Origin of the sequence: Shinella granuli, from assembly GCF_004341885.1 — a bacterium.
In the GTDB taxonomy this organism is placed as follows: Bacteria; Pseudomonadota; Alphaproteobacteria; order Rhizobiales; family Rhizobiaceae; genus Shinella; species Shinella granuli.
Genome location: NZ_SLVX01000008.1, coordinates 217,783 through 238,452, shown reverse-complemented (window position 1 = coordinate 238,452; position 20,670 = coordinate 217,783). Strand labels below are relative to the sequence as shown.

At 63.9% G+C, this 20,670-nt stretch carries 23 protein-coding genes; 11 read left to right on the top strand and 12 right to left on the bottom strand.

Translation table 11 applies throughout. The annotated features are described in order from the left end of the window. Window positions 1–21 precede the first annotated feature (21 nt). Together EV665_RS15500 and EV665_RS15495 are read left to right on the top strand one after the other, a co-directional pair. Entirely contained in the window at window positions 22–351 is a 330-nt protein-coding gene (locus EV665_RS15500) for a nuclear transport factor 2 family protein (protein ID WP_133034753.1), read from the top strand. Further along, window positions 348–1,130 (top strand): SDR family oxidoreductase, encoded by a 783-nt coding sequence (locus tag EV665_RS15495; protein WP_133034752.1) that lies wholly within the window; start codon window positions 348–350, stop codon window positions 1,128–1,130. The genes EV665_RS15500 and EV665_RS15495 overlap by 4 nt, the downstream gene beginning before the upstream one ends. A gap of 152 nt (window positions 1,131–1,282) precedes the next feature. Here EV665_RS15495 and EV665_RS15490 read toward each other — a convergent pair whose 3' ends face one another. After that, window positions 1,283–2,302: a 1-aminocyclopropane-1-carboxylate deaminase gene (locus EV665_RS15490; RefSeq protein WP_064333414.1), complete on the bottom strand. Its 1,020-nt coding sequence runs from the start codon at window positions 2,300–2,302 to the stop codon at window positions 1,283–1,285. A gap of 154 nt (window positions 2,303–2,456) precedes the next feature. On the opposite strand from EV665_RS15490, the gene EV665_RS15485 reads away from it, so the two are divergent. Further along, a complete protein-coding gene (locus EV665_RS15485) occupies window positions 2,457–2,933 on the top strand; it encodes an Lrp/AsnC family transcriptional regulator (RefSeq protein WP_133034751.1) in 477 nt (158 codons plus the stop codon). Between the two features lie 86 nt (window positions 2,934–3,019). Here the strand turns inward: EV665_RS15485 and EV665_RS15480 are convergent, their stop codons facing one another. After that, window positions 3,020–3,802: an alpha/beta fold hydrolase gene (locus EV665_RS15480; RefSeq protein WP_133034796.1), complete on the bottom strand. Its 783-nt coding sequence runs from the start codon at window positions 3,800–3,802 to the stop codon at window positions 3,020–3,022. A gap of 167 nt (window positions 3,803–3,969) precedes the next feature. On the opposite strand from EV665_RS15480, the gene EV665_RS15475 reads away from it, so the two are divergent. The 4 genes from EV665_RS15475 (at window position 3,970) to EV665_RS15460 (ending at window position 7,938) form a co-directional block, all read left to right on the top strand. Next, window positions 3,970–4,440: a MarR family winged helix-turn-helix transcriptional regulator gene (locus tag EV665_RS15475; RefSeq protein WP_064333417.1), complete on the top strand. Its 471-nt coding sequence runs from the start codon at window positions 3,970–3,972 to the stop codon at window positions 4,438–4,440. A 179-nt stretch (window positions 4,441–4,619) separates the two neighbouring features. Further along, the gene (locus EV665_RS15470) at window positions 4,620–5,012 is read left to right on the top strand and encodes a hypothetical protein (RefSeq protein WP_133034750.1); all 393 of its coding nucleotides are present in this window, start codon (window positions 4,620–4,622) and stop codon (window positions 5,010–5,012) included. Between the two features lie 17 nt (window positions 5,013–5,029). After that, the gene (locus EV665_RS15465) at window positions 5,030–6,646 is read left to right on the top strand and encodes a GMC family oxidoreductase (protein ID WP_133034749.1); all 1,617 of its coding nucleotides are present in this window, start codon (window positions 5,030–5,032) and stop codon (window positions 6,644–6,646) included. A gap of 218 nt (window positions 6,647–6,864) precedes the next feature. Then, entirely contained in the window at window positions 6,865–7,938 is a 1,074-nt protein-coding gene (locus EV665_RS15460) for a helix-turn-helix domain-containing protein (RefSeq protein WP_162853070.1), read from the top strand. 105 nt (window positions 7,939–8,043) lie between these two features. Here EV665_RS15460 and EV665_RS15455 read toward each other — a convergent pair whose 3' ends face one another. From EV665_RS15455 to coxB, 4 genes are read right to left on the bottom strand one after another with little or no spacing between them, the layout of a single operon-like run. Continuing rightward, window positions 8,044–8,403: a DUF6894 family protein gene (locus tag EV665_RS15455; protein WP_133034747.1), complete on the bottom strand. Its 360-nt coding sequence runs from the start codon at window positions 8,401–8,403 to the stop codon at window positions 8,044–8,046. Between the two features lie 36 nt (window positions 8,404–8,439). Then, window positions 8,440–8,757 carry a hypothetical protein gene (locus EV665_RS15450; protein WP_133034746.1) on the bottom strand — a complete coding sequence of 106 codons (318 nt, stop codon included), beginning with the start codon at window positions 8,755–8,757 and terminating at the stop codon, window positions 8,440–8,442. After that, window positions 8,754–11,261, bottom strand: a complete 2,508-nt coding sequence (ctaD, locus tag EV665_RS15445; RefSeq protein ID WP_133034745.1) for a cytochrome c oxidase subunit I — start codon at window positions 11,259–11,261, stop codon at window positions 8,754–8,756. The genes EV665_RS15450 and ctaD overlap by 4 nt, the downstream gene beginning before the upstream one ends. Beyond that, a complete protein-coding gene (coxB, locus tag EV665_RS15440; protein ID WP_133034744.1) occupies window positions 11,258–11,962 on the bottom strand; it encodes a cytochrome c oxidase subunit II in 705 nt (234 codons plus the stop codon). The genes ctaD and coxB overlap by 4 nt, the downstream gene beginning before the upstream one ends. Window positions 11,963–11,989: 27 nt before the next feature. On the opposite strand from coxB, the gene EV665_RS15435 reads away from it, so the two are divergent. Then, on the top strand, window positions 11,990–12,490 hold the full coding sequence (locus EV665_RS15435; RefSeq protein ID WP_064333423.1) for a DUF2231 domain-containing protein: 501 nt from the start codon (window positions 11,990–11,992) through the stop codon (window positions 12,488–12,490). Here EV665_RS15435 and EV665_RS15430 read toward each other — a convergent pair. The 5 genes from EV665_RS15430 to EV665_RS15410 are packed head-to-tail and all read right to left on the bottom strand — an operon-like array spanning window position 12,468 to window position 17,332. Next, window positions 12,468–12,968, bottom strand: coding sequence for a CopD family protein (locus EV665_RS15430; protein ID WP_064333424.1), 501 nt, complete (start codon window positions 12,966–12,968; stop codon window positions 12,468–12,470). The genes EV665_RS15435 and EV665_RS15430 overlap by 23 nt on opposite strands. Then, on the bottom strand, window positions 12,965–13,699 hold the full coding sequence (locus tag EV665_RS15425) for a cytochrome c oxidase assembly protein (protein ID WP_133034743.1): 735 nt from the start codon (window positions 13,697–13,699) through the stop codon (window positions 12,965–12,967). The genes EV665_RS15430 and EV665_RS15425 overlap by 4 nt, the downstream gene beginning before the upstream one ends. Window positions 13,700–13,722: 23 nt before the next feature. Further along, window positions 13,723–14,946 (bottom strand): c-type cytochrome, encoded by a 1,224-nt coding sequence (locus tag EV665_RS15420; protein ID WP_133034742.1) that lies wholly within the window; start codon window positions 14,944–14,946, stop codon window positions 13,723–13,725. Then, window positions 14,943–16,703: a GMC family oxidoreductase gene (locus EV665_RS15415; RefSeq protein ID WP_133034741.1), complete on the bottom strand. Its 1,761-nt coding sequence runs from the start codon at window positions 16,701–16,703 to the stop codon at window positions 14,943–14,945. Before EV665_RS15415 ends, EV665_RS15420 begins: the two co-directional genes overlap by 4 nt. A 14-nt stretch (window positions 16,704–16,717) precedes the next feature. Further along, window positions 16,718–17,332 carry a gluconate 2-dehydrogenase subunit 3 family protein gene (locus tag EV665_RS15410; protein WP_210234640.1) on the bottom strand — a complete coding sequence of 205 codons (615 nt, stop codon included), beginning with the start codon at window positions 17,330–17,332 and terminating at the stop codon, window positions 16,718–16,720. A gap of 250 nt (window positions 17,333–17,582) precedes the next feature. Here EV665_RS15410 and EV665_RS15405 point away from each other — a divergent pair, with 250 nt between their 5' ends. After that, the gene (locus EV665_RS15405; RefSeq protein ID WP_064333429.1) at window positions 17,583–18,044 is read left to right on the top strand and encodes an MgtC/SapB family protein; all 462 of its coding nucleotides are present in this window, start codon (window positions 17,583–17,585) and stop codon (window positions 18,042–18,044) included. 106 nt (window positions 18,045–18,150) lie between these two features. Further along, on the top strand, window positions 18,151–18,528 hold the full coding sequence (locus tag EV665_RS15400; protein WP_133034739.1) for a DUF4112 domain-containing protein: 378 nt from the start codon (window positions 18,151–18,153) through the stop codon (window positions 18,526–18,528). A gap of 72 nt (window positions 18,529–18,600) precedes the next feature. Here EV665_RS15400 and EV665_RS15395 read toward each other — a convergent pair whose 3' ends face one another. Then, on the bottom strand, window positions 18,601–19,635 hold the full coding sequence (locus EV665_RS15395) for an AraC family transcriptional regulator (RefSeq protein WP_133034738.1): 1,035 nt from the start codon (window positions 19,633–19,635) through the stop codon (window positions 18,601–18,603). A 162-nt stretch (window positions 19,636–19,797) separates the two neighbouring features. Between EV665_RS15395 and EV665_RS15390 the strand changes: the two genes are divergently transcribed. After that, on the top strand, window positions 19,798–20,664 hold the full coding sequence (locus EV665_RS15390; RefSeq protein ID WP_162853069.1) for a sugar phosphate isomerase/epimerase family protein: 867 nt from the start codon (window positions 19,798–19,800) through the stop codon (window positions 20,662–20,664). Window positions 20,665–20,670: the final 6 nt, after the last annotated feature.

Genomic DNA, 20,670 nt, shown 5'->3' with positions numbered 1-20,670 from the left:
TCGCTCAGGAAGGAAATGAAGATGTCTATCGACCTACCGCAACCCGCTGCAGACTATTTCGCCGCCGACAAAGGACGAAGCGCTGAGGATGTCGCCGCGTGCTTCACCGAAGGCGCCATCGTCCGGGACGAGGGCAACACCTATGCCGGGCGTGAGGCGATCCGGCACTGGAAGGAAAGCTCCTCCACGAAATACACCTACACCGTCGAACCTTTCGCGATCGCGGCCGAAGACGGCAGGACAGTCGTCACAAGCCATCTGGCCGGAGATTTCCCCGGCAGCCCCGTGGACTTGCGCTACGTCTTCGTTTTCGAAGGCAACAAGATCGCAGAGCTGGAGATCGCCGTATGAGCTTCGATCTTCAGCTTGCCGGCCGTCGTGCACTGGTGACGGCAGGCACCAAAGGTACCGGCGCGGCAGTAGTCCTGGCGTTGTCGGGGGCCGGAGTGACGGTCCTTGCCACGGCGCGGACCGTGCCTGAGACGTCCCCGGATGGTGTCCACTACGTTGCCGCCGACGTGACGACCGCCGAAGGCTGCGCCGTCGTTGCCAGGGCCGTCATCGAGCGCCTTGGCGGCGTCGACATCATCGTCAACGTGCTGGGCGGCTCGTCTGCGCCGCCCGGCGGTTTTGCGGCCCTTACCGATGAGGAGTGGTTCAAGGAGCTGAACCTCAATCTGATGTCAGCCGTCCGCCTCGATCGGGCCCTGTTGCCGTCGATGATCGAGCAGGGATCGGGCGTCGTCATCCACGTCACGTCGATCCAGCATGTCTTGCCCTTGCCGGAGGCCACGACCGGCTACGCGGCGGCCAAGGCGGCGCTTTCGACCTACAGCAAGAGCCTTTCCAAGGAAGTCACGCCCAAGGGCGTGCGTGTGGTCCGCGTCTCGCCGGGCTGGATCGAAACCGAAGCGGCGGTCGCATTGGCGGAGCGCTTGGCAGCCGACGCCGGAACCGACGTCGAGGGCGGCAGGCAGATCATCATGAAGGCCCTCGGCGGGATCCCGCTCGGGCGGCCTGCCAAGCCGCAGGAGGTTGCGGATCTGATAACCTTCCTTGTCTCCCCGCGGGCCGGTTCGATCTCGGGAACCGAATACACGATCGACGGCGGCACTATACCGACGGCATAGGCGGCTTTCGGGAGGCCGGGCTACCCTCTTGCCCGGCCTCCCGCCCTTCACCCGCTCACCGCCCCGCAAGGTTGGACAGCCGTCTTGGTGTCGCGGTGCAGGTCGCCCGTCAACTGCGGGCAGAAGGCTGGACCGGTTGAGCGCATAAGCTCTCAGCCCTCCCTGTAATAGTAGCTGTAGCCGTTGAGCGCCGGCGCACCGCCGAGATGCGCATAGAGCACCCGCGACCCTTCCGGGAAGAAACCCTTGCGCGTCAGGTCGATCATTCCCTGCATCGACTTGCCCTCGTAGACCGGGTCGGTGATCATCGCCTCGGTGCGGGCGGCGAGGCGGATGGCGTCGTTGGTCTCGTCCGAGGGAACGCCGTAGGCCGGATAGGCATAGTCGGGATTGATGACGATCTCGTCCTCGCGGACCGTGCGGCCAAGGCCGACCAGTTCGGACGTGTTGTCGACGATGGACCGCACCTGCGCCCTCGTCTGGTCCAGCGTTCCGGAGGCGTCGATGCCGATCACCCGGTCGGCGCGATCCTGCGCGGCAAAGCCGACGATCATGCCGGCCTGGGTGGAGCCCGTGACGACGCAGACGACGATGTAGTCGAAGGTGAAACCGAGCGCCTCTTCCTGTTCGGCAACCTCCTCGGCGAAGCCGACATAGCCGAGGGCGCCATATTTGTGCACCGAGGCGCCGGCGGGGATCGGATAGGGCTTGCCGCCGGCGTCCTTGACCGACTGGATCGCGTCTTCCCAGCTCTTGCGGATGCCGATGTCGAAGCCGTCGTCGACGAGGCGGCTGTCGGCGCCCATCAGGCGGGTCATCAGGATGTTGCCGACGCGGTCATAGACGGCGTCATAGTGCGGCACCCATTTTTCCTGGATCACCACGCATTTCATGCCGATCTTGGCGGCGGTCGCGGCGACCATGCGCGTGTGGTTCGATTGCACCCCGCCGATCGAGACCAGCGTGTCGGCGCCCGAAGCGATTGCGTCCGGCACGATATATTCCAGCTTGCGCAGCTTGTTGCCGCCCATGGCCAGGCCCGAATTGCAGTCGTCGCGCTTGGCGTAGATCTGCACCTTGCCGCCCAGCGCTTCGGTCAGGCGGGGCAGGTGCTCGATCGGGGTCGGGCCGAATGTAAGAGGGTAGCGTTCGAACTTTTCGAGAAGGGACATCGGGAGCTCCGGAAACGGTGGATTGGTGTTTGCACGTCATCCGCAGAATAGTGCGCTTTTCCTGAAAGGTGCTTCCGAAGTTCGCCTGGCTTCACGTAGTTGTCGTGATAGACTGGCGCTGAAATGAGGTTTATGAACCATAATGGATAAGAATATGGAAGATTCTTCCAAGGCTCCTCTGGACCGTACCGATCTGCGCATCCTGCGCACGCTCCAGGTCGAAGGGCGCCTCACCAATGCGGAACTGGCCAGCCGGGTGAATGCCAGCCCGGCGACCTGCCATCGGCGCACCCAGCGCCTGTTCGAAGCGGGCTACATTACCGGTGTTCGGGCCGAGATCGCGCCGGCCTCGGTCGGGCTGGGGGCGCTGGTCATGGTCGGCGTCGTACTGGATCGATCGACCCCGGAGAGCTTTGCGGCATTCGAGGGGGCGGTGCTCGAACTGAAGGAGGTGCTGGACTGCAACCTGGTGGCCGGTGACTTCGACTATCTTCTCAAGATCCGCGTTCGAGACATGGCGGATTTCAACAAGCTGCATGGTCACAAACTCATCGCGCTGCCCGGCGTCCGGCAGACGCGGACCTTCTTCGTCATGAAGAACGTCAAGGACAATGCACGCCTGCCGTTCTAGGGCGTAGCTGTGGATTGGCATTGCGAAGCGGACGAAGCGACTGATGCTTCGCCCGCTTTGCTTTTCTCAAGCGCAAGCGCTGGCCATCACTTTAGCTCGGCCGCAACGCTTTGTGCGGCACTGTCGATCGCGTCTGCGACCACCGTCGGCTGGGTCATGAAGAGGGCATGGCTGGCGGAGACCTTGGTGATCTTCGCCCCGATGCGCTCGGCCATATGGATCAGCATGGCCTGGTCGAAGGCCTTGTCTTCGGTGGCGATAACAGCCCAGCTCGGCTTCGTCCGCCAGGCCGCGTTCGTCAGCTTGGTGCCGAAGACGGACATGTTGATCGGCACCTGCGAGTCACGCAGGAATGCGGCATCGGCATCGGTGGTATCGTGCGCGAAGCCGGCCTTGAACTTGTCCGGATTCACGAAGCCGTAGCCATCCTCGCCGATATCGATGACGAAGTCGGGCGTCGGTGCAAAGCCTTCGTACTGCTGGGCGGTCGTTTCGCCGGCATCGGGCGAAAGAGCGGAAACGTAGACCAGGCCCGCGACCTTGGAATGATCGCCCGCCTCGGTGATGACGACCCCGCCCCAGGAATGGCCGACGAGGATCGCCGGGCCGTCCTGGCGGTCGAGGGCGCGCTTGGTTGCCGCAACGTCGTCCGCCAGCGAGGTGAGCGGGTTCTGCACGATGCTGACGTGATAGCCGCGGGCGGTGAGATTGTCATAGACGCCGCGCCAGCCGGATCCATCGGCGAAGGCGCCGTGAACCAGCACGACGTTGCGGACGGCCTGGTCGGCCGGGATACGGTCTTCGGCATGCGCTGCGGAACCGGCGGAAATGACGGCGGCGGCGGTGGCGGCGAGCAGGGCTTTGGTCATCGAGGGCATCGTTCTGTCTCCTTCAGGGGTGAATTTGTCATATCAAGATAAATATTATCGCGATAAATAATGACGTAAAGGAGGGCGCTCGGTTTGTCCAGCGAAATTTTTATCGCGATATATATTTTCGCCATTCACATCGCTATATAAGGCGAAGAGGAACCGCCATGACCGATGAAGCCGCCAATATCCCCGTGCCACTCGATGACCAGCTCTGCTATGCCATCTACACGGCCGGCATCGCCATCCAGCGGCTTTACAAGCCGGTTCTCGATGAACTGGGGCTGACCTATCCCCAGTATCTCGTCCTCAACGTGCTCTGGCGCGATGACAGTCAGACCGTCGGCGCTATCGCCGAAAAGCTGGCCCTGGAATCGAGCACGCTGACGCCGCTGCTCAAGCGGCTTGAGACGTCCGGGCTGGTACACCGGTCACGAAACCCGGAAAACGAACGACAGGTCGTGGTCGCGCTGACCGATGAGGGCAAGGCGCTCAGGCTCCGCGGGGGCTGTCTCGGAGACGCGCTCCTGAGCGCGTCCGGAAAGACGCCCGGCGATCTCGCCACGCTGAACAAGGGTATCCGGGAGCTGCGCAACCAGATCTACGATCACACGGGGTCATGGTCGGCACCGTTGTGATCCAGGCTGCATGCCTGTCGGCGGTCACGATATCGCAGTGGTCTCGGCCAAGGACATTCAGCGTGCCGTCAGGCGCGTTCCTGCATCGCGTCGACTGGATGAGGTCGCCTTAACGAGGGCGGGGCAGCAACGCGCCGGGACTGCCTGTCGCCAATATGCCGCCGCCCAACCGCAATCACATGATCGGCATATTGCGCGGCCTGGTTCAGGCCGTGAACGACCATGTCGATCGCCGGCCCTGCCCGGCAGGACGGACTGAACGGATAAATCCCGATCTGGTGGCAAGCCATGCCCGCCTTCCTTCCATTGGGCGTTTGCTGCGCAAGCCGCTTCGGCCGGATCGGAAGGTGGGGCAGGTGCATGCGGTCCTATCGCTGCTCATCAATTTTTCCCCGTCGGAGCCGGCGATCTTCGGTCGCGGCTGCCCCGATGCACGCCCTGCTCAGTCCTCCTCACGGATGATAGAATTCGTAAAAAATGATATAAATGATAAAATTGTTGTTTTTGAAAATGGCTCAGGTTATGTAGCAACCCTCTTCACTGGAAACCCTCAGGAAAGGTCGACCCCATGAAAAGGACAGTTGAGCTCATGACCGAAGCCGAAGCCCGGTCAGAGAAACAGGACGCGCTGCGCGAATATTCCGGCAACGATTTCGATTTCATCGTGTGCGGTGGCGGCTCCAGCGGATCGGTCGTCGCAGCCCGATTGGCGGAAGACGGCAATGCGCGGGTACTGCTTCTCGAGGCGGGCGGGGACGACGCGGCCGAGAGTGTCTCCGATCCATCCCGGTGGCCGCTGAACCTCGGCAGCGAGCGGGATTGGGGTTTCTCCGGAGAGCCCACACCCAGGCTTAATGGACGGCGGCTTCCTTTGAGCATGGGCAAGGGGCTTGGCGGCGGCTCGAGCATCAACGTCATGGTGTGGGCGCGCGGCCACAAGGAGGACTGGAACCACTTCGCAGCCGAAGCGGGCGATGAGGCTTGGGGTTATGAGTCGGTGCTGGGCTACTATCGCCGGATCGAAGACTGGCGCGGCGCACCGGATCCCTTGCGAAGGGGAACCGGAGGACCGGTCTACGTGGCGCAGCCTGATAGCCCCCAGCCGGTCGCACAGGCCCTGGTCGACGCCGCGGGCCTAGCGGGCATTCCGGTGTTTGACAGCCCCAATGGAGAGATGATGGAAGGCGCGGGAGGCGCATCGATCGCGGAGTTGCGAATCCGCGGCGGCAAGCGGGAATCTGTGTTCCGCTCCTACGTTTATCCGTTGATGGCGCGGCCGAACCTGACTGTGCTCACGAATGCGCTGGTGACACGGCTGGTGCTCGATGGCAAGACGGTGATCGGGGTCGACGTTCTGCTCGATGGCGAGCACCGCCAGTATCGCGCGCGCTGCGAGACGGTGCTGTCCCTTGGCGCGGTCCATACGCCGAAAGTCCTCATGCAGTCTGGCATCGGTCCCAAGGAAGAGTTGCAGGCCCACGGAATTCCTGTTGTCCAGCATCTCCCGGGCGTCGGCCGCAATCACCAGGATCATATCGCGTTCGGCTGCACCTGGGCCTACCGCAAGCCTGAAGGCATCGGCGGCGGTGGCTGCGAAGCGACACTCTACTGGAAAAGCGATTCGCGTCTCCGCCAGCCGGATATCCTTCAGTGCCAACTCGAATTCGCCGTGCCTTCGCCGGCAGAGGTGGAAGTGGAGACGCCGGAGCATGGCTGGACGATGTTTGCCGGGCTTGCACAACCGAAAAGCCGTGGTCGGCTGCGCCTCTCCGGGCCTGCTGCGGATGATCCTATCCTCATCGAGCCAAACTCTCTGAGCGAGCCTGAAGACATGGCTGCCGCCTTGGCGGCCGTGGAACTGTGCCGCGAGGTCGGAAACAGCGAGGCTTTCACCCCGCTGATCAAGGGGGAGACGGCCCCGCGCATGCGGGACCGGGCGGGAATGATCGACTTCATTCGCAGGTCCGCGGTCACCTATTGGCATCAGTCCTGCACGGCAAAGATGGGGCGTGATTGGATGTCGGTGGTCGACAACCGGCTCAAGGTTTACGGCATAGAAGGCCTTCGCATCGCCGATGCCTCGATCATGCCGCGAATTACCGTCGGAAACACGATGGCGCCCTGCGTCGTCATCGGAGAACGGGCCGCCGACATGATCAGGCTGCAGCACGGCTTGTCGCCCGCACGAAACAGCGAACACGGCTGAAGTTCATCGGTCGCTGCTTTCAGGCAGTTCAGCACGTGGCGATATCCATCGCCACGTCCGGCCCGGTTTTCTCGAACTTATGCCGCCAGTCGGTGGCGTCGTTCCAAGTCCGCGTCTCTCCCGGCGTCAGCCGAGGCCGCGCGGGAAGGTGGCGTCTTTCATTTATTGCATATTTAGCATTTTTTACTATATCTTGCGCCACAATCGTGGATCAAGCCGTGGACGATGTTCTTACAACTGCGAAGGCAGCCCAGCTACTAGGCGTATCGGTACGCACTGCCCAGCTTTGGGTGGAGAGCGGCCAGTTGCCTTCCTGGAAAACGCCCGGGGGTCACCGGCGGATACCGCGTCAGGCTGTGCTCGATCTCATTGACAACTCTGCCCACGAGCAATCGGCCGTCCGGGCTCATGCCGTGATACTGGCGGGCGAAGGGCGTGCCGCCCGGTGGCGCACTGCCGGTCTTCCCGGATCGGGGCTGCTGGTGGATGTTGCCGAAGAAATTCAAATCGTGAAGGCGTGGCTCGCTTTCATTCCGCCCATGCTTGTCGTCGTCGAGAACGCCGATGAGGGGGAGCGGAAGAGGCTGGTGGCCGCGCTCAGCAATGACGTGCGCTTCAACCGGACGCTCATCATCAGCCTGAAAGCGGCCGGCGCCGCTGGTCCCGTCGCTTTGGCGCCACGGCATGCCCAGTTCAGGATGGCGGCCGATGTTGCCGCAACGAGCGCCGCAATTGTGGACTATCTCTCCGCCCACGAGCAGGACGAGAGCGAGCCTGCGGCATTCCCGAAGCCGTGGAGCGAGCGCGCACGCCTGGAGGCGGTGAGGCAGTCGGGATTGGTGGGTTCTCCACCGGATGCCGGTTTCGACCGGCTTGTACGCTTGGCGGCGCACGCTACCCGTGCTCCTATCGCGATGTTTACGCTTATCACGCAGGCCGAACAGTGGTTCAAATCGCGGGTTGGTTTCGAGGGCTCCGATACCCCGCGAGATTGGGCTTTCTGCAATGAAACGCTCGTCGCGAACGAGCTGACCGTGATTGAGGATCTTACGAAAGCGAACAAATTCGCGCAGAATCCGACCTTGGCCGAACCCTATGGCTTTCGGTTCTATGCCGGCGCGCCCGTCCGCGACCCGCTCGGTTTTGCGCTGGGTTCGATATGTGTCATCGACGTCGTCCCCAGGACGCTGGGCAAGGAAGACCGTGAAGCGCTCATCACCATTGCCGAGGCAGCTTCCCAGCGGATTCATCTGATGGTGCTTGAACGAGAAGCAGCGGGTTTTCGCGCATAGGAGGATAGGCTGACCACGTTGCTGGCCGAATGCGCATTGTAACGTGATAGTGCACCATTGTTGCATCCGGCGCCGGGGTTGCGAATGACCAGCCCATCCGCGAAATCAGCCACGCCGGATCGCCGACATGAAGGATATGATCTCAAGTATCACGCCGTCTTCGTTGACGATCTCGAAGGAGCGCCCGTCTATCGTCTGGCCACGCGCGACAGAGTGGGACAAGATCTCTCGTGCGGCGGCGACCGCTTGCTGCCTCGCCATGTCCATGGTGGCGAGGACACTGCCTTCCAGGTCCCTGTGGAAGGTGAAAGCGGTCCTTACGTGAAAATAGAATTTCGGCATCGCCTTGCCTCCGCTCAAACAGCCAATGTCGAGGCAAGCGTGGTCGGTGCGAGCGGCTGCTACGGACCCCGACGCAATCAGTATCGCAGGAACATCGACAGGAACAATTTGTTCCGCCTGCATCAAATTATGCCTGCCTATCAGGGGGTCTCTTCCAGGTTACGCGCACATGCCCAGCCACAGGACGCCGGCGAAACACAGCGTGGCGAGGATCGCTGCGCCGTTTGCCAGGGCGCCGATCCTCGCCAGCGGCGATGCCGGCCCGTTCCGCCTCGCCTTCCATGAAAGCCCGAGGAGGACGAAGACGATGGTCAAGGCGGTCGCGACCAGCAGCAGGCGGAGCGTGGAGACCGCGCCTATCATGTGGCTGTCCCAACCCGCCCGGCAGCCGGTCGCTTGAAGGGCGTAGAGGATGAGAAAGCCGCCGGCCCAGCCGATCCAGGCCGCGAAGAGACCAAACAGGGGATTTCCGCTCATGGGCCTGCTCCGCCGGCCAGGAGTGTGAGGATGAACGGGAAGGCCATGGCGGCAAGGCCCGTGATCAAGGTGAACATATGCCAGAGCCGGCCGAGACGCAGGTCGAGATCCCTGCGGGCGGAAACATGTCCGCTTCCGATGCGCCACAAGCAGAACAACGACAGGACGAGACCGACGGCAATGTGAAGGGCAGCGTAGCTCTTGACGGCAAAGATGCTGGCGACGGCGGCATGCCGTGTCGCCGCGCCATGGATGCCGACGAGGAAGGCGACGAGGACGATCAGCGCGGCGCCATAGGCGAGCGCGGCAAAGCACAGGCTTCTCGCCACCCTGTCATTGCCGGAAAGGGATTGGCGGCCGAAGGCTGCCGCGATGACCAAGGCCGCGACGACCGCCACGCAGGTGAAGGCATCGACGGGGATGTCGAGGCCGGGTGGCCAGTTGGGGGCGGACAGCCAGAGGAAGAGTGCCCCGAACAGGAGCGATGCATAGAGCGTCGCGTCGGCGGCGAGGGTGAAGACCATCGCCCAGTAGGATGGCGGTCTTTCGGCATGGTAGTGATGCGGCAGGTTCGGACCATGGCCGACGGGCAGGTCGGCAAGATCGGACGTCAGACCGCAATCGCGGGTCCATAGCAGAAACAGCGCGACCACGACGAGAAGAGCCAGCGGGGCGAGCCAATAGAGCTTCAGGAGGAGGAGCGCGAAGACGCTGCCGCTCGCGAGCGCCGTCAGCAGGGGAAGGCAGGTTCTGTTGGGCAGGACGACGACCTGCTCGGCCCGTCCGGTTACCATGTCGACGCCGAGAACCTCCATCCATCCGTGACGGGTGGAACCCAGATAGCCTTTTCCCGCTGCAAGCGCCGGCCCGAGCCGGTCGGGGTCGAGCCGGTCCGCGCGCGCCGAGATCTCGGGAAGCGATGCGAAGGCATAGGCCGGTGGCGGTGTCGGCATCGCCCATTCCAGCGTTCCCGCCCGCCAGGGGTTGCGACGAAAGGGCTTGCCGAAGACGGCGAGCAGCAGGAAGTCGAGCGCCACGAGGGCAAAGCCCGTCGTCATGATGAAGCCGCCCATGGAAGAGACGAAGTTGAGCGTCTCCCAGCCGGCCTCCGGCGGATAGGTGGAGATGCGCCGGGGCATGCCGCGCAACCCCGTGAGGTGCATGGCGAAGAAGGTGAGGTTGAAACCCACGAAGATCATCCAGAAGGCGGCGTGCGAGAGATGCTGCACGGACTGCCGGCCGAAGATGTGCGGCAGCCAGTAATAGGCGGCCGCCATCATGGGGAAGACGAAGCCGCCGACCAGCACGTAATGGAGATGCGCGACGACGAAATGCGTGTCGTGCGCCTGCCAGTCGAAGGGCACCATGGCAAGCATCACGCCCGTCAGCCCGCCCAGCACGAAGACGAACAGGAAGCCGAAGACATGCAGCATGGGCACCGACATGCGTGGCTTTCCATGCGCGAGCGTCGCGAGCCAGGCGAAGATCTGCACGCCGGTCGGGACCGCGACCAGCCCGCTCGCCGCCGAGAAGAAGGAGAGGGCGACATGCGGAATGCCGACCGTGTACATGTGGTGGACCCACAGGCCGAAGGAGAGGAAGGCGATGGCGATGACCGCCGCGACGGCGATCTCGTAGCCTTCGAGCGGGCGGCGGGCGAGCGTCGGTATGATCGTCGAAAGGGCGCCGGCGGCCGGCAGGAAGATGATGTAGACCTCCGGATGGCCGAACAGCCAGAAGAGATGCTGCCACAGCAGCGGATCGCCGCCGCGGGCCGGATCGAAGAAGGGCAGGCTGAAGGCTCTCTCGGCCTCCAGGAGGATGGAGCCGAGGATCAGCGGCGGAAAGCCGATCAGCATCATGCCCGCGACGACGAGCATGTACCAGGCGAAGATCGGCATCCGCGTCAGCGACATGCCGGGCGCGCGCAGCTTCAGCACGGAAACGAGGATCTCGATCGCCGCGGAAAGCGCGGAGATTTCGACGAAGGTGATGCCGAGCAGCCAGACATCGGCATTGACGCCCGGCGTATAGGTTGCCGAGGAGAGCGGCGTGTACATGAACCAGCCGCCATCGGGCGCGACGCCGGCGACAAGCGCGCCCACGAGGAACATGCCGCCGAAAAGGTAGCACCAGTAGCCATAGGCGGACATGCGCGGGAAGGCGAGGTCGCGGCTGCCCAGCATCTTCGGCAGCAGATACATGGCCAGCCCCTCGAAGAAGGGTATGGCGAAAAGGAACATCATCACCACGCCATGCATGGTGAAGACCTGCGCATAGGCGGCGGCGTCGAGGAAAGCGCTTTGCGTCGTCGCAAGCTGCGTGCGGATCAGCATCGCCAGCACGCCGCCGATGGCGAAGAAGACGAGCGCAGTCAGCATGAAGCGCTTGCCGATGACCGTGTGGTTGACCGCCTGCAGGCGGCCCCATCCCGGTGGCGTGGCCCAGATGTCCGTCAGTTCCCGGTGGAGGCGCAGGGCCGTTTTATGACGAGAAGGGGTCATCGCGCCGCCTCCCGTTCGCCCGAAAGGCCGGCCAGCACCGCCTCGTACGCCTCGGCCGGATGCGCATGGACCTCGAAGCGCATGCCGTCATGGCCCGTGCCGCAATATTCCGAGCAGATGCCGCCGTAGATGCCGGGGCGGTCGGCGAGGATGCGCACGGTGGCGGCATGGCCGGGGATCGCGTCGATCTTGCCGCCGAGCCGCGGCGCCCAGAAGCTATGGATCACGTCTTCGCTGGTTGCCGTCACCACGACCGTCCTGCCCACCGGAATATGAAGAACGCCGCGGCTTGCGCGCGCGCCGTCCGCATAGCGGAACTCCCAGTGCCACATGCTGCCGCGCGCCTCCACCTCGACAGGATCGCCGCCGATCCGCAGGTTGAGGATGTACTCGCCGCGAATCAGGCCGTGGCCGATGAGCGCGACCAGCGTAACGAGCGGAAAGACGACGCCGCCGACCCAGATCCAGCGGGAGGGCGATATCCGCCGTCCCGATCCCGGCCTGAAGAGGACAAGCAGGAACAGCCCGAGGACGAGAAGGAAGATCGCCGCCCCGCCTGCCAGCATCAGCCACCAGAGATCCGCGATGGCGGCGGCGAAGGGGCCGGCCGGATCGAGCGCGGAAAGATCGCCCGTGCAGCCGGCGAGCGGAAGGACCGAGGAAAAGGCGAGCACGCCGCGGAACCCGATGGCGCGCCGCATGGTTATCGGCCGGAAGGGAGAACGCGCATGGAAGAAACGCGAGATCAGGGAAATCCGGTCATCCAGAAGGTGGAGGAAAAGGATGCGAGTTCGCTCGTTGCGATCAGTGGCCATCCGCTGCATGCCATGAGCGTGCATTTTCCCATCGCCTTCGTCTTTGCCACGCTCGGTGTGGACCTCCTTTACTGGTGGACGGGTGATGCATTCTGGCTTCGTGTCGGGCTCTGGTCTTCCGGCGGCGCGTTCTTCCTCGGCATGGCCGCCGGTGCCGTCGGAACGGCTGAACTGTTGCTTGTCCCGGGCATCCGCGCGCGCGTTGCAAGCTGGGCGCATGCCATCGCGGCCATGACCCTCATCGCCGTGATGGGTGCCAACTGGGGCGTGCGCGCGACCAACCTGCTCGACGTCCTGCCGCAGGGGCTGTTCCTGTCGGGGCTTTCCGCCGTTCTTACGGGGATCGCCGGCTGGCACGGGGGCAAGCTTATCTTCGATCACGGCGTCGGCCTCATGGTTTCCTCCAAGGACTGAATTCGTCATAGAGACGCTTGAGGCCGCCGGGTTCGGCAAGGACGTCGAGAACGGCAAGGTCGATGGCCGGCTTGGCGAGGACGATGAAGAAGATCGCGACGACGACCGCGCCGCTGAGCACCGTTGCCGTGACGAAGCGCCAGACCGGATAGATCTCCCCCTTGCGGAAGAGCCGGATGACGACGAGCCCGGTGAGGACGTGGAAGGTCGCGAGAACGCCGACGAAGGCGAGCTTCACCGAGAACCACGGCTCGAATGTCTGGCGCAGGAAGATCAGCGCCGTTCCCGTGACAACGGCGAGAAAAGCGGCCGGCGAAATGACGGCTACATAGGCGAACCGCACCAGCCGCTGTAGACGCAGAAGCGCATCCTCGTCCTTCACATGGGCCCTCTGCACGTAAAGGCCCGGCAGGCTGACCACGCCCGCAGCCCAGATCGCGATCGCTGCAATGTGCATGAACTTGGTGAGCGCGATCATGGAGCCCGCCGATCGGGGCTGCGTTCCGAAAGGACCGCGCGGATGCGCCACAGCATCGCGAGAAGATAGGGGCCTGCGGCCGGAACCCACATCAGCACGCCGGCAAGCTGCTGGTCTTCGAGCGGCGTCAGGCCGAACGCCGCGGTCGTTGCGAAATGCGCGTCGTAAAGCGGTGCGCGGGAGAAGGTGAGAAGCGCGGCGAGCATGCCCATCTGGAGCACGGAGCCGAACAGAAGGGCGCAGGCGCTGCCAGTTGGCGTGCGTGGATTCAGGGCCGCCGCCCAGAGCCAAACCGCCGAGCCCAGCAGGGAAAGCTGCATCAGCCAGTAGGCGGTGTGGGACGAAAGCGCAAAGCCATAGGCGGCCGGCGAATGCCAGAGCCAGAACAGCAGCGTATGGGCGGCGAAGCCGAATTGCGGCGCGCGCGCGAGCCAGGGCGCGCGGCCGAGCGCCAGGGCCAGGAAGGGCGCTGCGACGGCGACCAGCAGCACATGATGGAACACGCGCGCGGAAAACAGCGCCGAGGCCAGCGCGCAGAGCGGCGAGACGAAGGCGACGACGAGGACCGTGAGCCCGAGCGCCGCGGAGACACGCTCACCCCCGTTCCGGAAAAGCGCGAGCGCGAGCACGGCCAATGCGGCAAGCAATAGGGGATCGAGGTTCCAGCGCCACGGCAGGGACGCAAGATCGGGAGCGGGGCCGCAATAGATGTCGTAGATGGCCTGCGGCATCGTCGTCTCCCTCGGAGCTCCCATCATGGCGGACCTTCTGCAAGCAGGCCGCGCAGCTTGCGCACCTCGTCCGCCTCCACTGCGCCGCCGGAATTGCCCCAGCTCGACCTGACATAGGTCGCAACCGCCGCGATTTCATCGTCGTCGAGCTTCCAGCCGAAGGCAGGCATGGTGAGCGGCGAAGGATGCGTCTTCGTCGGCACCGCCCGCGCGCCTTCGAGGAGCACGCGGATGACGGTCGTCGGATCGGGGTTGTTCACCTTGCCGGAGCCCGCGAGCGGCGGGAAGAAGCGGGGAACGCCGCTGCCATCGGAAACGTGGCAGGCCGTGCAATTGTCGAGATAGATCGCCGCGCCCGCCGTCATCACGGCGTCGGCCGGCTTTCGCGGTGCTGCGCGTTCCTCGCCCGTGAGGTCCTTGAGATAGGTGGCGATCGCCTTCAGATCCGCTTCGGCCATGTGCTGCGTGGAGTAGGAGATGACCTCGGACATGATCGAGAATGCGGCGCTATGGGCATTGCGCCCGGTTCGCAAGAACTCGACGATCTCCTCCTCGGACCATTTCTCCAGCCCGCCGTGCCGTCCTGCGCGGATATCGGGCGCCGACCAGTTCTCCAGCCTGCCGCCCGCCAGGTGCCTGCCCTTCTTGTCAGCCCCGAGGAGGTTCTTCTCCGTGTGGCAGCCCGAACAGTGCCCCGGGCCCTCGACGAGATATGCCCCCCGGTTCCAGGCCTGTGATTTTTCGGGATCCGGCCGGAAGACGCCGGGTTCGAAGAACGTCATGTTCCAGCCCTTCACGGTGAAGCGCCAGTTCAGCGGGAAGGGCAGTTCGTTCTCCGGCCTCTTCTTGCGCACCGGTTCGAGCGTCGCGAGATAGGCGTAGATCGCATCCACATCCTCGCGCGGCATCTTCGTGAAGTGCGGGTAGGGAAAGGCGGGATAGAGCTGAGACCCGTCCTTCGCCTTGCCCTCGTGCATCGCCCGCCAGAAATCGTCCTTGGTCCAGCGCCCGAGGCCGGTCTCGGTGTCGAAGGTGATGTTGGGGGTGTAGATCACGCCGAAGGGTGTCTCCAGCGGGCGGCTTCCGGCGAAGGGTTCCTCGCCCGCAGGCGTGTGGCAGCCCTGGCAATTGCCGGCCTGTGTGAGATAGCGCCCGCGTTCGACCGCAGCGAAATCGTTGGCCCGAGCGGCTTCGACCGCCCCGAGAAGAGCCGAGCCCGCGACAAGGAAGGACGCGCTCTTCCTCATGCCCGCACCATCGGGCCGGGATCTGGAAGATAGCGGGACTTGATGGCCTCGGCCGCCCAGTAGGTCAGCGCGGCGACGGTGCCCGTCGGGTTGTAGCCGGCATTCTGGGGGAAGACGCCCGCGCCCATCACGAAGAGGTTTGGCACGTCCCAGCTTTGCAGGTAGCGGTTGACGACGCTGTTTGCCGGCGTGCTGCCCATGATCGTGCCGCCCGTATTGTGCGTCGTCTGGTAGGGCATGGAATCGTAGGCGCCCTCGCGCGCATTCACCTTGATCTCCCGGCCGCCCATCCGCTTTGCGATCTCCGTGGCGCGTTCGGTGAGATACGCCGTCATGGCGCGGTCGTTCGGCGTGAAATCGTAGGTCATGCGCAGGAGCGGCCGGCCGTAGACGTCCGTATAGGTCGGGTCGAGGTCCAGGCGGTTCTGCGCATAGGCCATGGACGCGCCGTGGGTCGAGACGCCGGTCGATTTCAGGAAGTTCTCCTTGACGGCCTTCTTCCAGCCCGCGCCCCATTCCGGCGTGCCTTCCGGGGTGCGGTGCGTTTCGATGGGCCGCGCATTGGTCGTCCAGCAGGCGAGGTAGCCGCCGCCGATGAAGCCGAGCCCGGCATGGTCGAAATTATCGCCGTTGTACTCGTCGATCACCATGCCGAGCGCGCCGGCCCCGACGAACTGGTTGGTGTATCTGTCCTCGTAGAAGACATCGACGGACGAGACCACCTGATAGCAGTAGTTCTTGCCGACAAGGCCTTCGCCGCTGCGTGGATCGTAGGTCCTTCCGATGCCGGAGAGCATCATCAGCCGGGCGTTCTGCAGGGGATAGGCGCAGAGGATGACGATCTCAGCCGGCTGTTCGAAGACCTCGCCGTGCACGTCGACATGCGTGACGCCGGTCGCCCGCCGGCCGCTGCTGTCGCGCGTGATCTCCAGCACCTCGTTGTGCGTCTTCAGCGTGAAGTTGTGCTTTCCCATCAGGACGGGCAGGATCGTCGTCTGCGGAATGGCCTTGGAATAGTTGCCGCAGCCGTATTTCTCGCAGAAGCCGCAATAGGTGCAGGGCGCCAGTTGCACGCCGAGCGGATTGGTATAGGGGCGGCTCATGTTCGCGGACGGCGCGGGAAAGGGGTTCAGGCCGAGTTCCCTCGCCGCCATGCCGAACTGCTTCTGGGCGAATGTCATCTCCATGGGCGGGTTGGGATAGTCGTCGCTGCGCCGGCCCTCGAACGGATTGCCCCCCGCCTGCAGCGCGCCGCGCAGGTTGCCGGCCTTGCCGCCGATGCCGCAGAGCTTCTCGAAGCGGTCGAAATGGGTTTCCAGTTCGTCATAGGTGACGCCGTAATCCTGCACGGTCATGCCCTCCGGCAGCGGGCCGTAGCGATCGGTATTGTGGCTGGCGGCGACGAAATCCGACGGCAGGAAGCGGAAGGTCTGGCCATTCCAGTGCACGCCGCTTCCACCGACGCCGCTGCCGGGCAGGAACGATCCCCAGCGGCGCATCGGCAGGGCCGTCTGGCTGTCGTTGTTGCGGAAGGTCAGTGTTTCGCGGGCCGTGTCCTGGAACATCTCGTGCCGCCAGTAGAAGCGCAGTTCATCGGGCGCGACCGTCGTCGGAAAGTGGGTCGGCGTGTCGCGCCAGCCGCCGCGTTCGAGCGCCAGAACCTGAAGGCCGGCCTCCGTCAGTTCCTGCGCCATGATCGCGCCGGTCCAGCCGAAGCCGACGAGCACCACATCCACCGGCGGCAATTTTTTCGCCATGCCTTCGCCTCCTCCTACGGGGTTTTCCATTCCGGCCGTCCGGCGAGGCCGACGGGAGGGATGTCGAGGCGTTTTCCGTCATGGTCGAGGTAATCGCGGTAGTCGTAGCGCGCGCCGGGAAAGCCGACGAGGCGCCAGCCGACCATGTCCCGGTTGCCGCCATAAATCGGATCGCTGAAGAAGCCCTCGATCGTGTTGTCGAGAACGAGTTCGAAAAAGGCCGTCGCCGCGACGCCCTCGAATTCGAGTTCGCCTTCCTCCATGGCCGTGAGGATGCCGTCTTGGACCTCGGCGCCGAGTTCGTCGAACGCCTTTCCTTCATGGGTCCTGCGACAGTGCGCGTCGAGCGCGGCGAGCGCCTTGCGGTAGAGCCCGGCCGGCGGGCTTTCGAACTGGTATCCTTGCTGCTCCGTGCCTTCGGAGAAAGGGCCCTTCGTGTACCAACGTTCGCCGCGGCCATAAAAGCCGGCAAGCTGCCGGTCGATGAAGGTGACGACGTCGGCCTCCTCGGCACCCGGACCGGTGTCGTCCGAGGGTATCAGGCGCGCGCTGATGGCGCGCACGCAGGCGCGCTCGGCCGCAGTGAAGAACGTCCGGGTTGGGTCCGGCAGCGCAGGCTGGTCCGCCATGCCCGCAACCCACGGGATTCCGGATATCGTCCTTGCGAAAGCCGAAGGCGCAGCAATCGCTGCGCTTGCAAACAAAATCGAATGAATGAACTGTCGACGCGTCGCCAAGTCGCTCCTCCCTCAGCCAAAGGTCTGAACCGCGGTGACTTGGAATGGTTCCAAAACAAAGATGTGACTGGCCGTGACCTTGCCGTGATGACGAGGGCGGCTATTTCGCACGTCAGGAATAAACCCGAACCCCGGATCCTCCATGCAGTGGCTGCAGACAATCGGCGTCAATCTCGACGTGCTTCCTCACCTCGCTACCTTGTTGACCGCCTATATTCTTGCGCTTCCGATAGGGTGGGACCGCGAGAGGCACGAACGCAGCGCAGGGCTGAGAACCTTTCCCCTCGTCGCCATCGCGAGTTGCGGCTTCGTACAGGCCGCCGAGCCGCTTCTTCAGGGCAATGCGGAAGCGACCGCACGCATCGTGGAAGGGCTGATAACGGGTATGGGTTTTATCGGCGGAGGGGCAATCCTGGTCGTGAAGAACAGCGTGCGCGGAACGGCGACGGCCGCAAGCCTTTGGGCGACGGGTGCCATCGGCACGGCCGTCGGTCTCGGATCCTACGATACCGCAATCGTGCTTTCCGTGGTGACCTTCGTGACCCTTCGCGCGATGTCGACCTTCAAGGATGATCCTGACGATGCCGCCAGGCCGCACGAATGACCCCGGGGCGAAGCGCCCGCGCATCGTCGCCGGGGTGGCTGCCTCGGCAAGCACAAGGCTGCGGCATGACATTTGAATGCCAGGGCGCGGAGACCACATAAGGAGAATGAAAAAGCACGACATACCCATCGAGCATTTGACGCGTCTTCGACGGATCCGCGGACTGGCGCGTCTGATGGACACGGCGCTTCGCGTTCCGGGCACGCGGATCTCGCTCGGGGCGGACTCGGTCCTCGGGCTGATCCCGGGCATCGGCGATTTCGCGGCCGCGGCCGTCAGCCTCGTCATCGTCAACGAGGCCCGCCGCCTTGGCGTGCCCAACGACAAGCTCGTCAGGATGCTGGTCAATGTCGGCTTCGACACGGTCGCGGGAAGCGTGCCGGTGCTGGGCGACGTCTTCGATGTCTATTTCAAATCCAACCGCCGTAATCTTCAACTGGTGCTGGATCACTTCGGTCTCGATCAGGGCGACCTTGACCGGTAACGCCGGTCAGGCCGACGCACGATCCCGTGCGGCGCATCACGCTCGGTAACGCCATGCATTCGAGCCTGTGGCTCAATTGGCGATGGATACCTGCGGCCGGGGCGTCTCGATCGGCGAGAAGCCGAAGCGTTTCTTGTAGCAGGTGGCGAAATACTGGCTGGAGGAGAAGCCGCAGTCAAAGGCGACGTGCGTAACCGAATGCTGACCGTTTTCGAGCAGCTCGCGCGCCGCATTGAGTCGCAGCATCTGCAGGTAGCGGACGGGCGTCATGTTGGTCAGGACCTGACAATGCTGGGTGAACTGGGTGCGGGAAAGATTGCACTCGGCGGCCATGTTTTCCAGCGTCCAGTCTTCGTCGAGCGCATGCCTGAGCCGCTTCAGGAAAATCTCCACCGTGCGCTTGGAGCTTGCAAGCGCAAGGTCCAGCACGGGCGACTGGCTTTCCAGCATCTGGCGGAACTGCAGCAACATCATCGAGATCAGCAGGCGCAACCGTGCCTCGCCGCCCTCGATATCGCCTCCCGCGACCACCTCGTGGATTTCCAGGAAGGTGCGGGCGACGTCGCGTGAGGCGAGGTAGGACATCTGCTCGTTTTTCGACAGGAGTTCGCTCAGCCGCTTGCGGTCCCGTTCCGGCCAGCCGATCCAGTCGGGCCAGAGCCAGCTCTCGTGCGGGCGGCGCACGCCCATGTCCATGAGAACCCAGATGATGTGGCTGGCGCCGATCGTGGGATCGCCGAGCGCATGCAACTGCCAGGGCCGCACGACGAACATCTGCCCCTCGCTGATGGTGGTCTTGCGGCCATCCATGGTGATCGTCAGCGAGCCGCGTGCGAGATAGGCGATCTTGACGCCCTCGTTGCAATGCTCGCGCAGACCCCAGTCCTGCGGGGTCGTGGCATCCCAGCCGCCGACGGAGCAGACCTGCGGCAGGGCCTTGCCGAGGTCGATGCCGGGATAGCCGCGCCGTGTCCACGCATTGAGCGCAACCTGCCCGGCGAGCGACGCTTTCATCAGGTCCTGGCAGTTTCCGGCATAGAGCAGCGCGCCCGGCTCGCGGAAAACCGCCGGCCGGTTCACGGCGCGTTCGTTGTTGGTCTTGCTCATGAAATCTCCTCCGCCCGTGTTTGAAATTTACCAGTCCTCTATTTCGAACGCGGGCAGGGATTTATTGCGCAATGCTGCGCCATCATCAAGCGGCAAAATGGAGGCGCTGGTGATTACCGTTGAAGTTCAACGGTATGGAGGAGAAATTGGGAGGATTTGCCGGTGCGGATAGGCTTCCACACGGACGCGTTCAACTCGGCCTACTGGTCGTTCGAAAAATGCTTGCAGTGGGCGAGCGACAATGATGTGCACTTCATCGAATGCGGCCTGATCGACGGCGTGAGCTGGATCCACGGGCTTGGCTATCAGCCGCATGTCGCGCTTTACGAGGATCCTGTCCTGCTGCGCCGGAAGATGGACCGCTACGGCGTGCGCTTCTCCCAGGTCGATGCCGCCTATCCGCTTTCGGGCAAGGACGGGCCGCTGCGGGGCGTGCCCTATGTGCTGAAGTCGATCGCCTGGGCCGCGCAGGCCGGCAGCCCCTGCGTCGATACGACCGACGGCCTCCATATGCCCGAGGGCCTTTCCGAGGAAGAATCGATGGCGCTGATGAAGCGCAGCTACGAGACGATCATCGAGGTCGCGGAAGCGCACGAGATCATCGTCAACATCGAGCCGCACGGATATTTCACCACCCGTCCGGAATTCATGGAGCGCATGCTGGCCTTCGTCGATTCCAGGTGGCTGCGCCTGAACATGGACACCGGCAACACCTTCATCGCCGGCCAGGAGCCGACGGAATTCCTGCAGCGCTTCATCGACAAGGTGAGCCATGTCCACGTCAAGGACGTGTCGCAATCGCTGGCGGATGCGGTGCGCGGCGGGCAGACCGGCATTGCGGTCAGCCATTGCGCGCTGGGCGACGGCGTCAATGCGGACAACATCAAGGCCTGCCTCGCGATACTGCGCGACCATGGCTATGACGGCGTGCTCAGCCTCGAATGCGAGGGAACCGCCGGCGCGATGATTGAAAAATCCTTGGCCTGGCTCCGCGCGACCTGCGGCGATCTCGGCATCAGGCTGCATTGAGCGCAT

Bases quoted from the DNA above. Each gene is read 5' to 3' on its own strand.
- EV665_RS15500 (WP_133034753.1), top strand. From the start codon at position 22: ATGTCTATCGACCTACCGCAACCCGCTGCAGACTATTTCGCCGCCGAC.
- EV665_RS15495 (WP_133034752.1), top strand. From the start codon at position 348: ATGAGCTTCGATCTTCAGCTTGCCGGCCGTCGTGCACTGGTGACGGCA.
- EV665_RS15490 (WP_064333414.1), bottom strand. From the start codon at position 2,302: ATGTCCCTTCTCGAAAAGTTCGAACGCTACCCTCTTACATTCGGCCCG.
- EV665_RS15485 (WP_133034751.1), top strand. From the start codon at position 2,457: ATGGAAGATTCTTCCAAGGCTCCTCTGGACCGTACCGATCTGCGCATC.
- EV665_RS15480 (WP_133034796.1), bottom strand. From the start codon at position 3,802: ATGACCAAAGCCCTGCTCGCCGCCACCGCCGCCGCCGTCATTTCCGCC.
- EV665_RS15475 (WP_064333417.1), top strand. From the start codon at position 3,970: ATGACCGATGAAGCCGCCAATATCCCCGTGCCACTCGATGACCAGCTC.
- EV665_RS15470 (WP_133034750.1), top strand. From the start codon at position 4,620: ATGATCGGCATATTGCGCGGCCTGGTTCAGGCCGTGAACGACCATGTC.
- EV665_RS15465 (WP_133034749.1), top strand. From the start codon at position 5,030: ATGACCGAAGCCGAAGCCCGGTCAGAGAAACAGGACGCGCTGCGCGAA.
- EV665_RS15455 (WP_133034747.1), bottom strand. From the start codon at position 8,403: ATGCAGGCGGAACAAATTGTTCCTGTCGATGTTCCTGCGATACTGATT.
- EV665_RS15450 (WP_133034746.1), bottom strand. From the start codon at position 8,757: ATGAGCGGAAATCCCCTGTTTGGTCTCTTCGCGGCCTGGATCGGCTGG.
- ctaD (WP_133034745.1), bottom strand. From the start codon at position 11,261: ATGACCCCTTCTCGTCATAAAACGGCCCTGCGCCTCCACCGGGAACTG.
- coxB (WP_133034744.1), bottom strand. From the start codon at position 11,962: ATGCGGCGCGCCATCGGGTTCCGCGGCGTGCTCGCCTTTTCCTCGGTC.
- EV665_RS15435 (WP_064333423.1), top strand. From the start codon at position 11,990: ATGGAAGAAACGCGAGATCAGGGAAATCCGGTCATCCAGAAGGTGGAG.
- EV665_RS15430 (WP_064333424.1), bottom strand. From the start codon at position 12,968: ATGATCGCGCTCACCAAGTTCATGCACATTGCAGCGATCGCGATCTGG.
- EV665_RS15425 (WP_133034743.1), bottom strand. From the start codon at position 13,699: ATGCCGCAGGCCATCTACGACATCTATTGCGGCCCCGCTCCCGATCTT.
- EV665_RS15420 (WP_133034742.1), bottom strand. From the start codon at position 14,946: ATGAGGAAGAGCGCGTCCTTCCTTGTCGCGGGCTCGGCTCTTCTCGGG.
- EV665_RS15415 (WP_133034741.1), bottom strand. From the start codon at position 16,703: ATGGCGAAAAAATTGCCGCCGGTGGATGTGGTGCTCGTCGGCTTCGGC.
- EV665_RS15410 (WP_210234640.1), bottom strand. From the start codon at position 17,332: ATGGCGGACCAGCCTGCGCTGCCGGACCCAACCCGGACGTTCTTCACT.
- EV665_RS15405 (WP_064333429.1), top strand. From the start codon at position 17,583: ATGCAGTGGCTGCAGACAATCGGCGTCAATCTCGACGTGCTTCCTCAC.
- EV665_RS15400 (WP_133034739.1), top strand. From the start codon at position 18,151: ATGAAAAAGCACGACATACCCATCGAGCATTTGACGCGTCTTCGACGG.
- EV665_RS15395 (WP_133034738.1), bottom strand. From the start codon at position 19,635: ATGAGCAAGACCAACAACGAACGCGCCGTGAACCGGCCGGCGGTTTTC.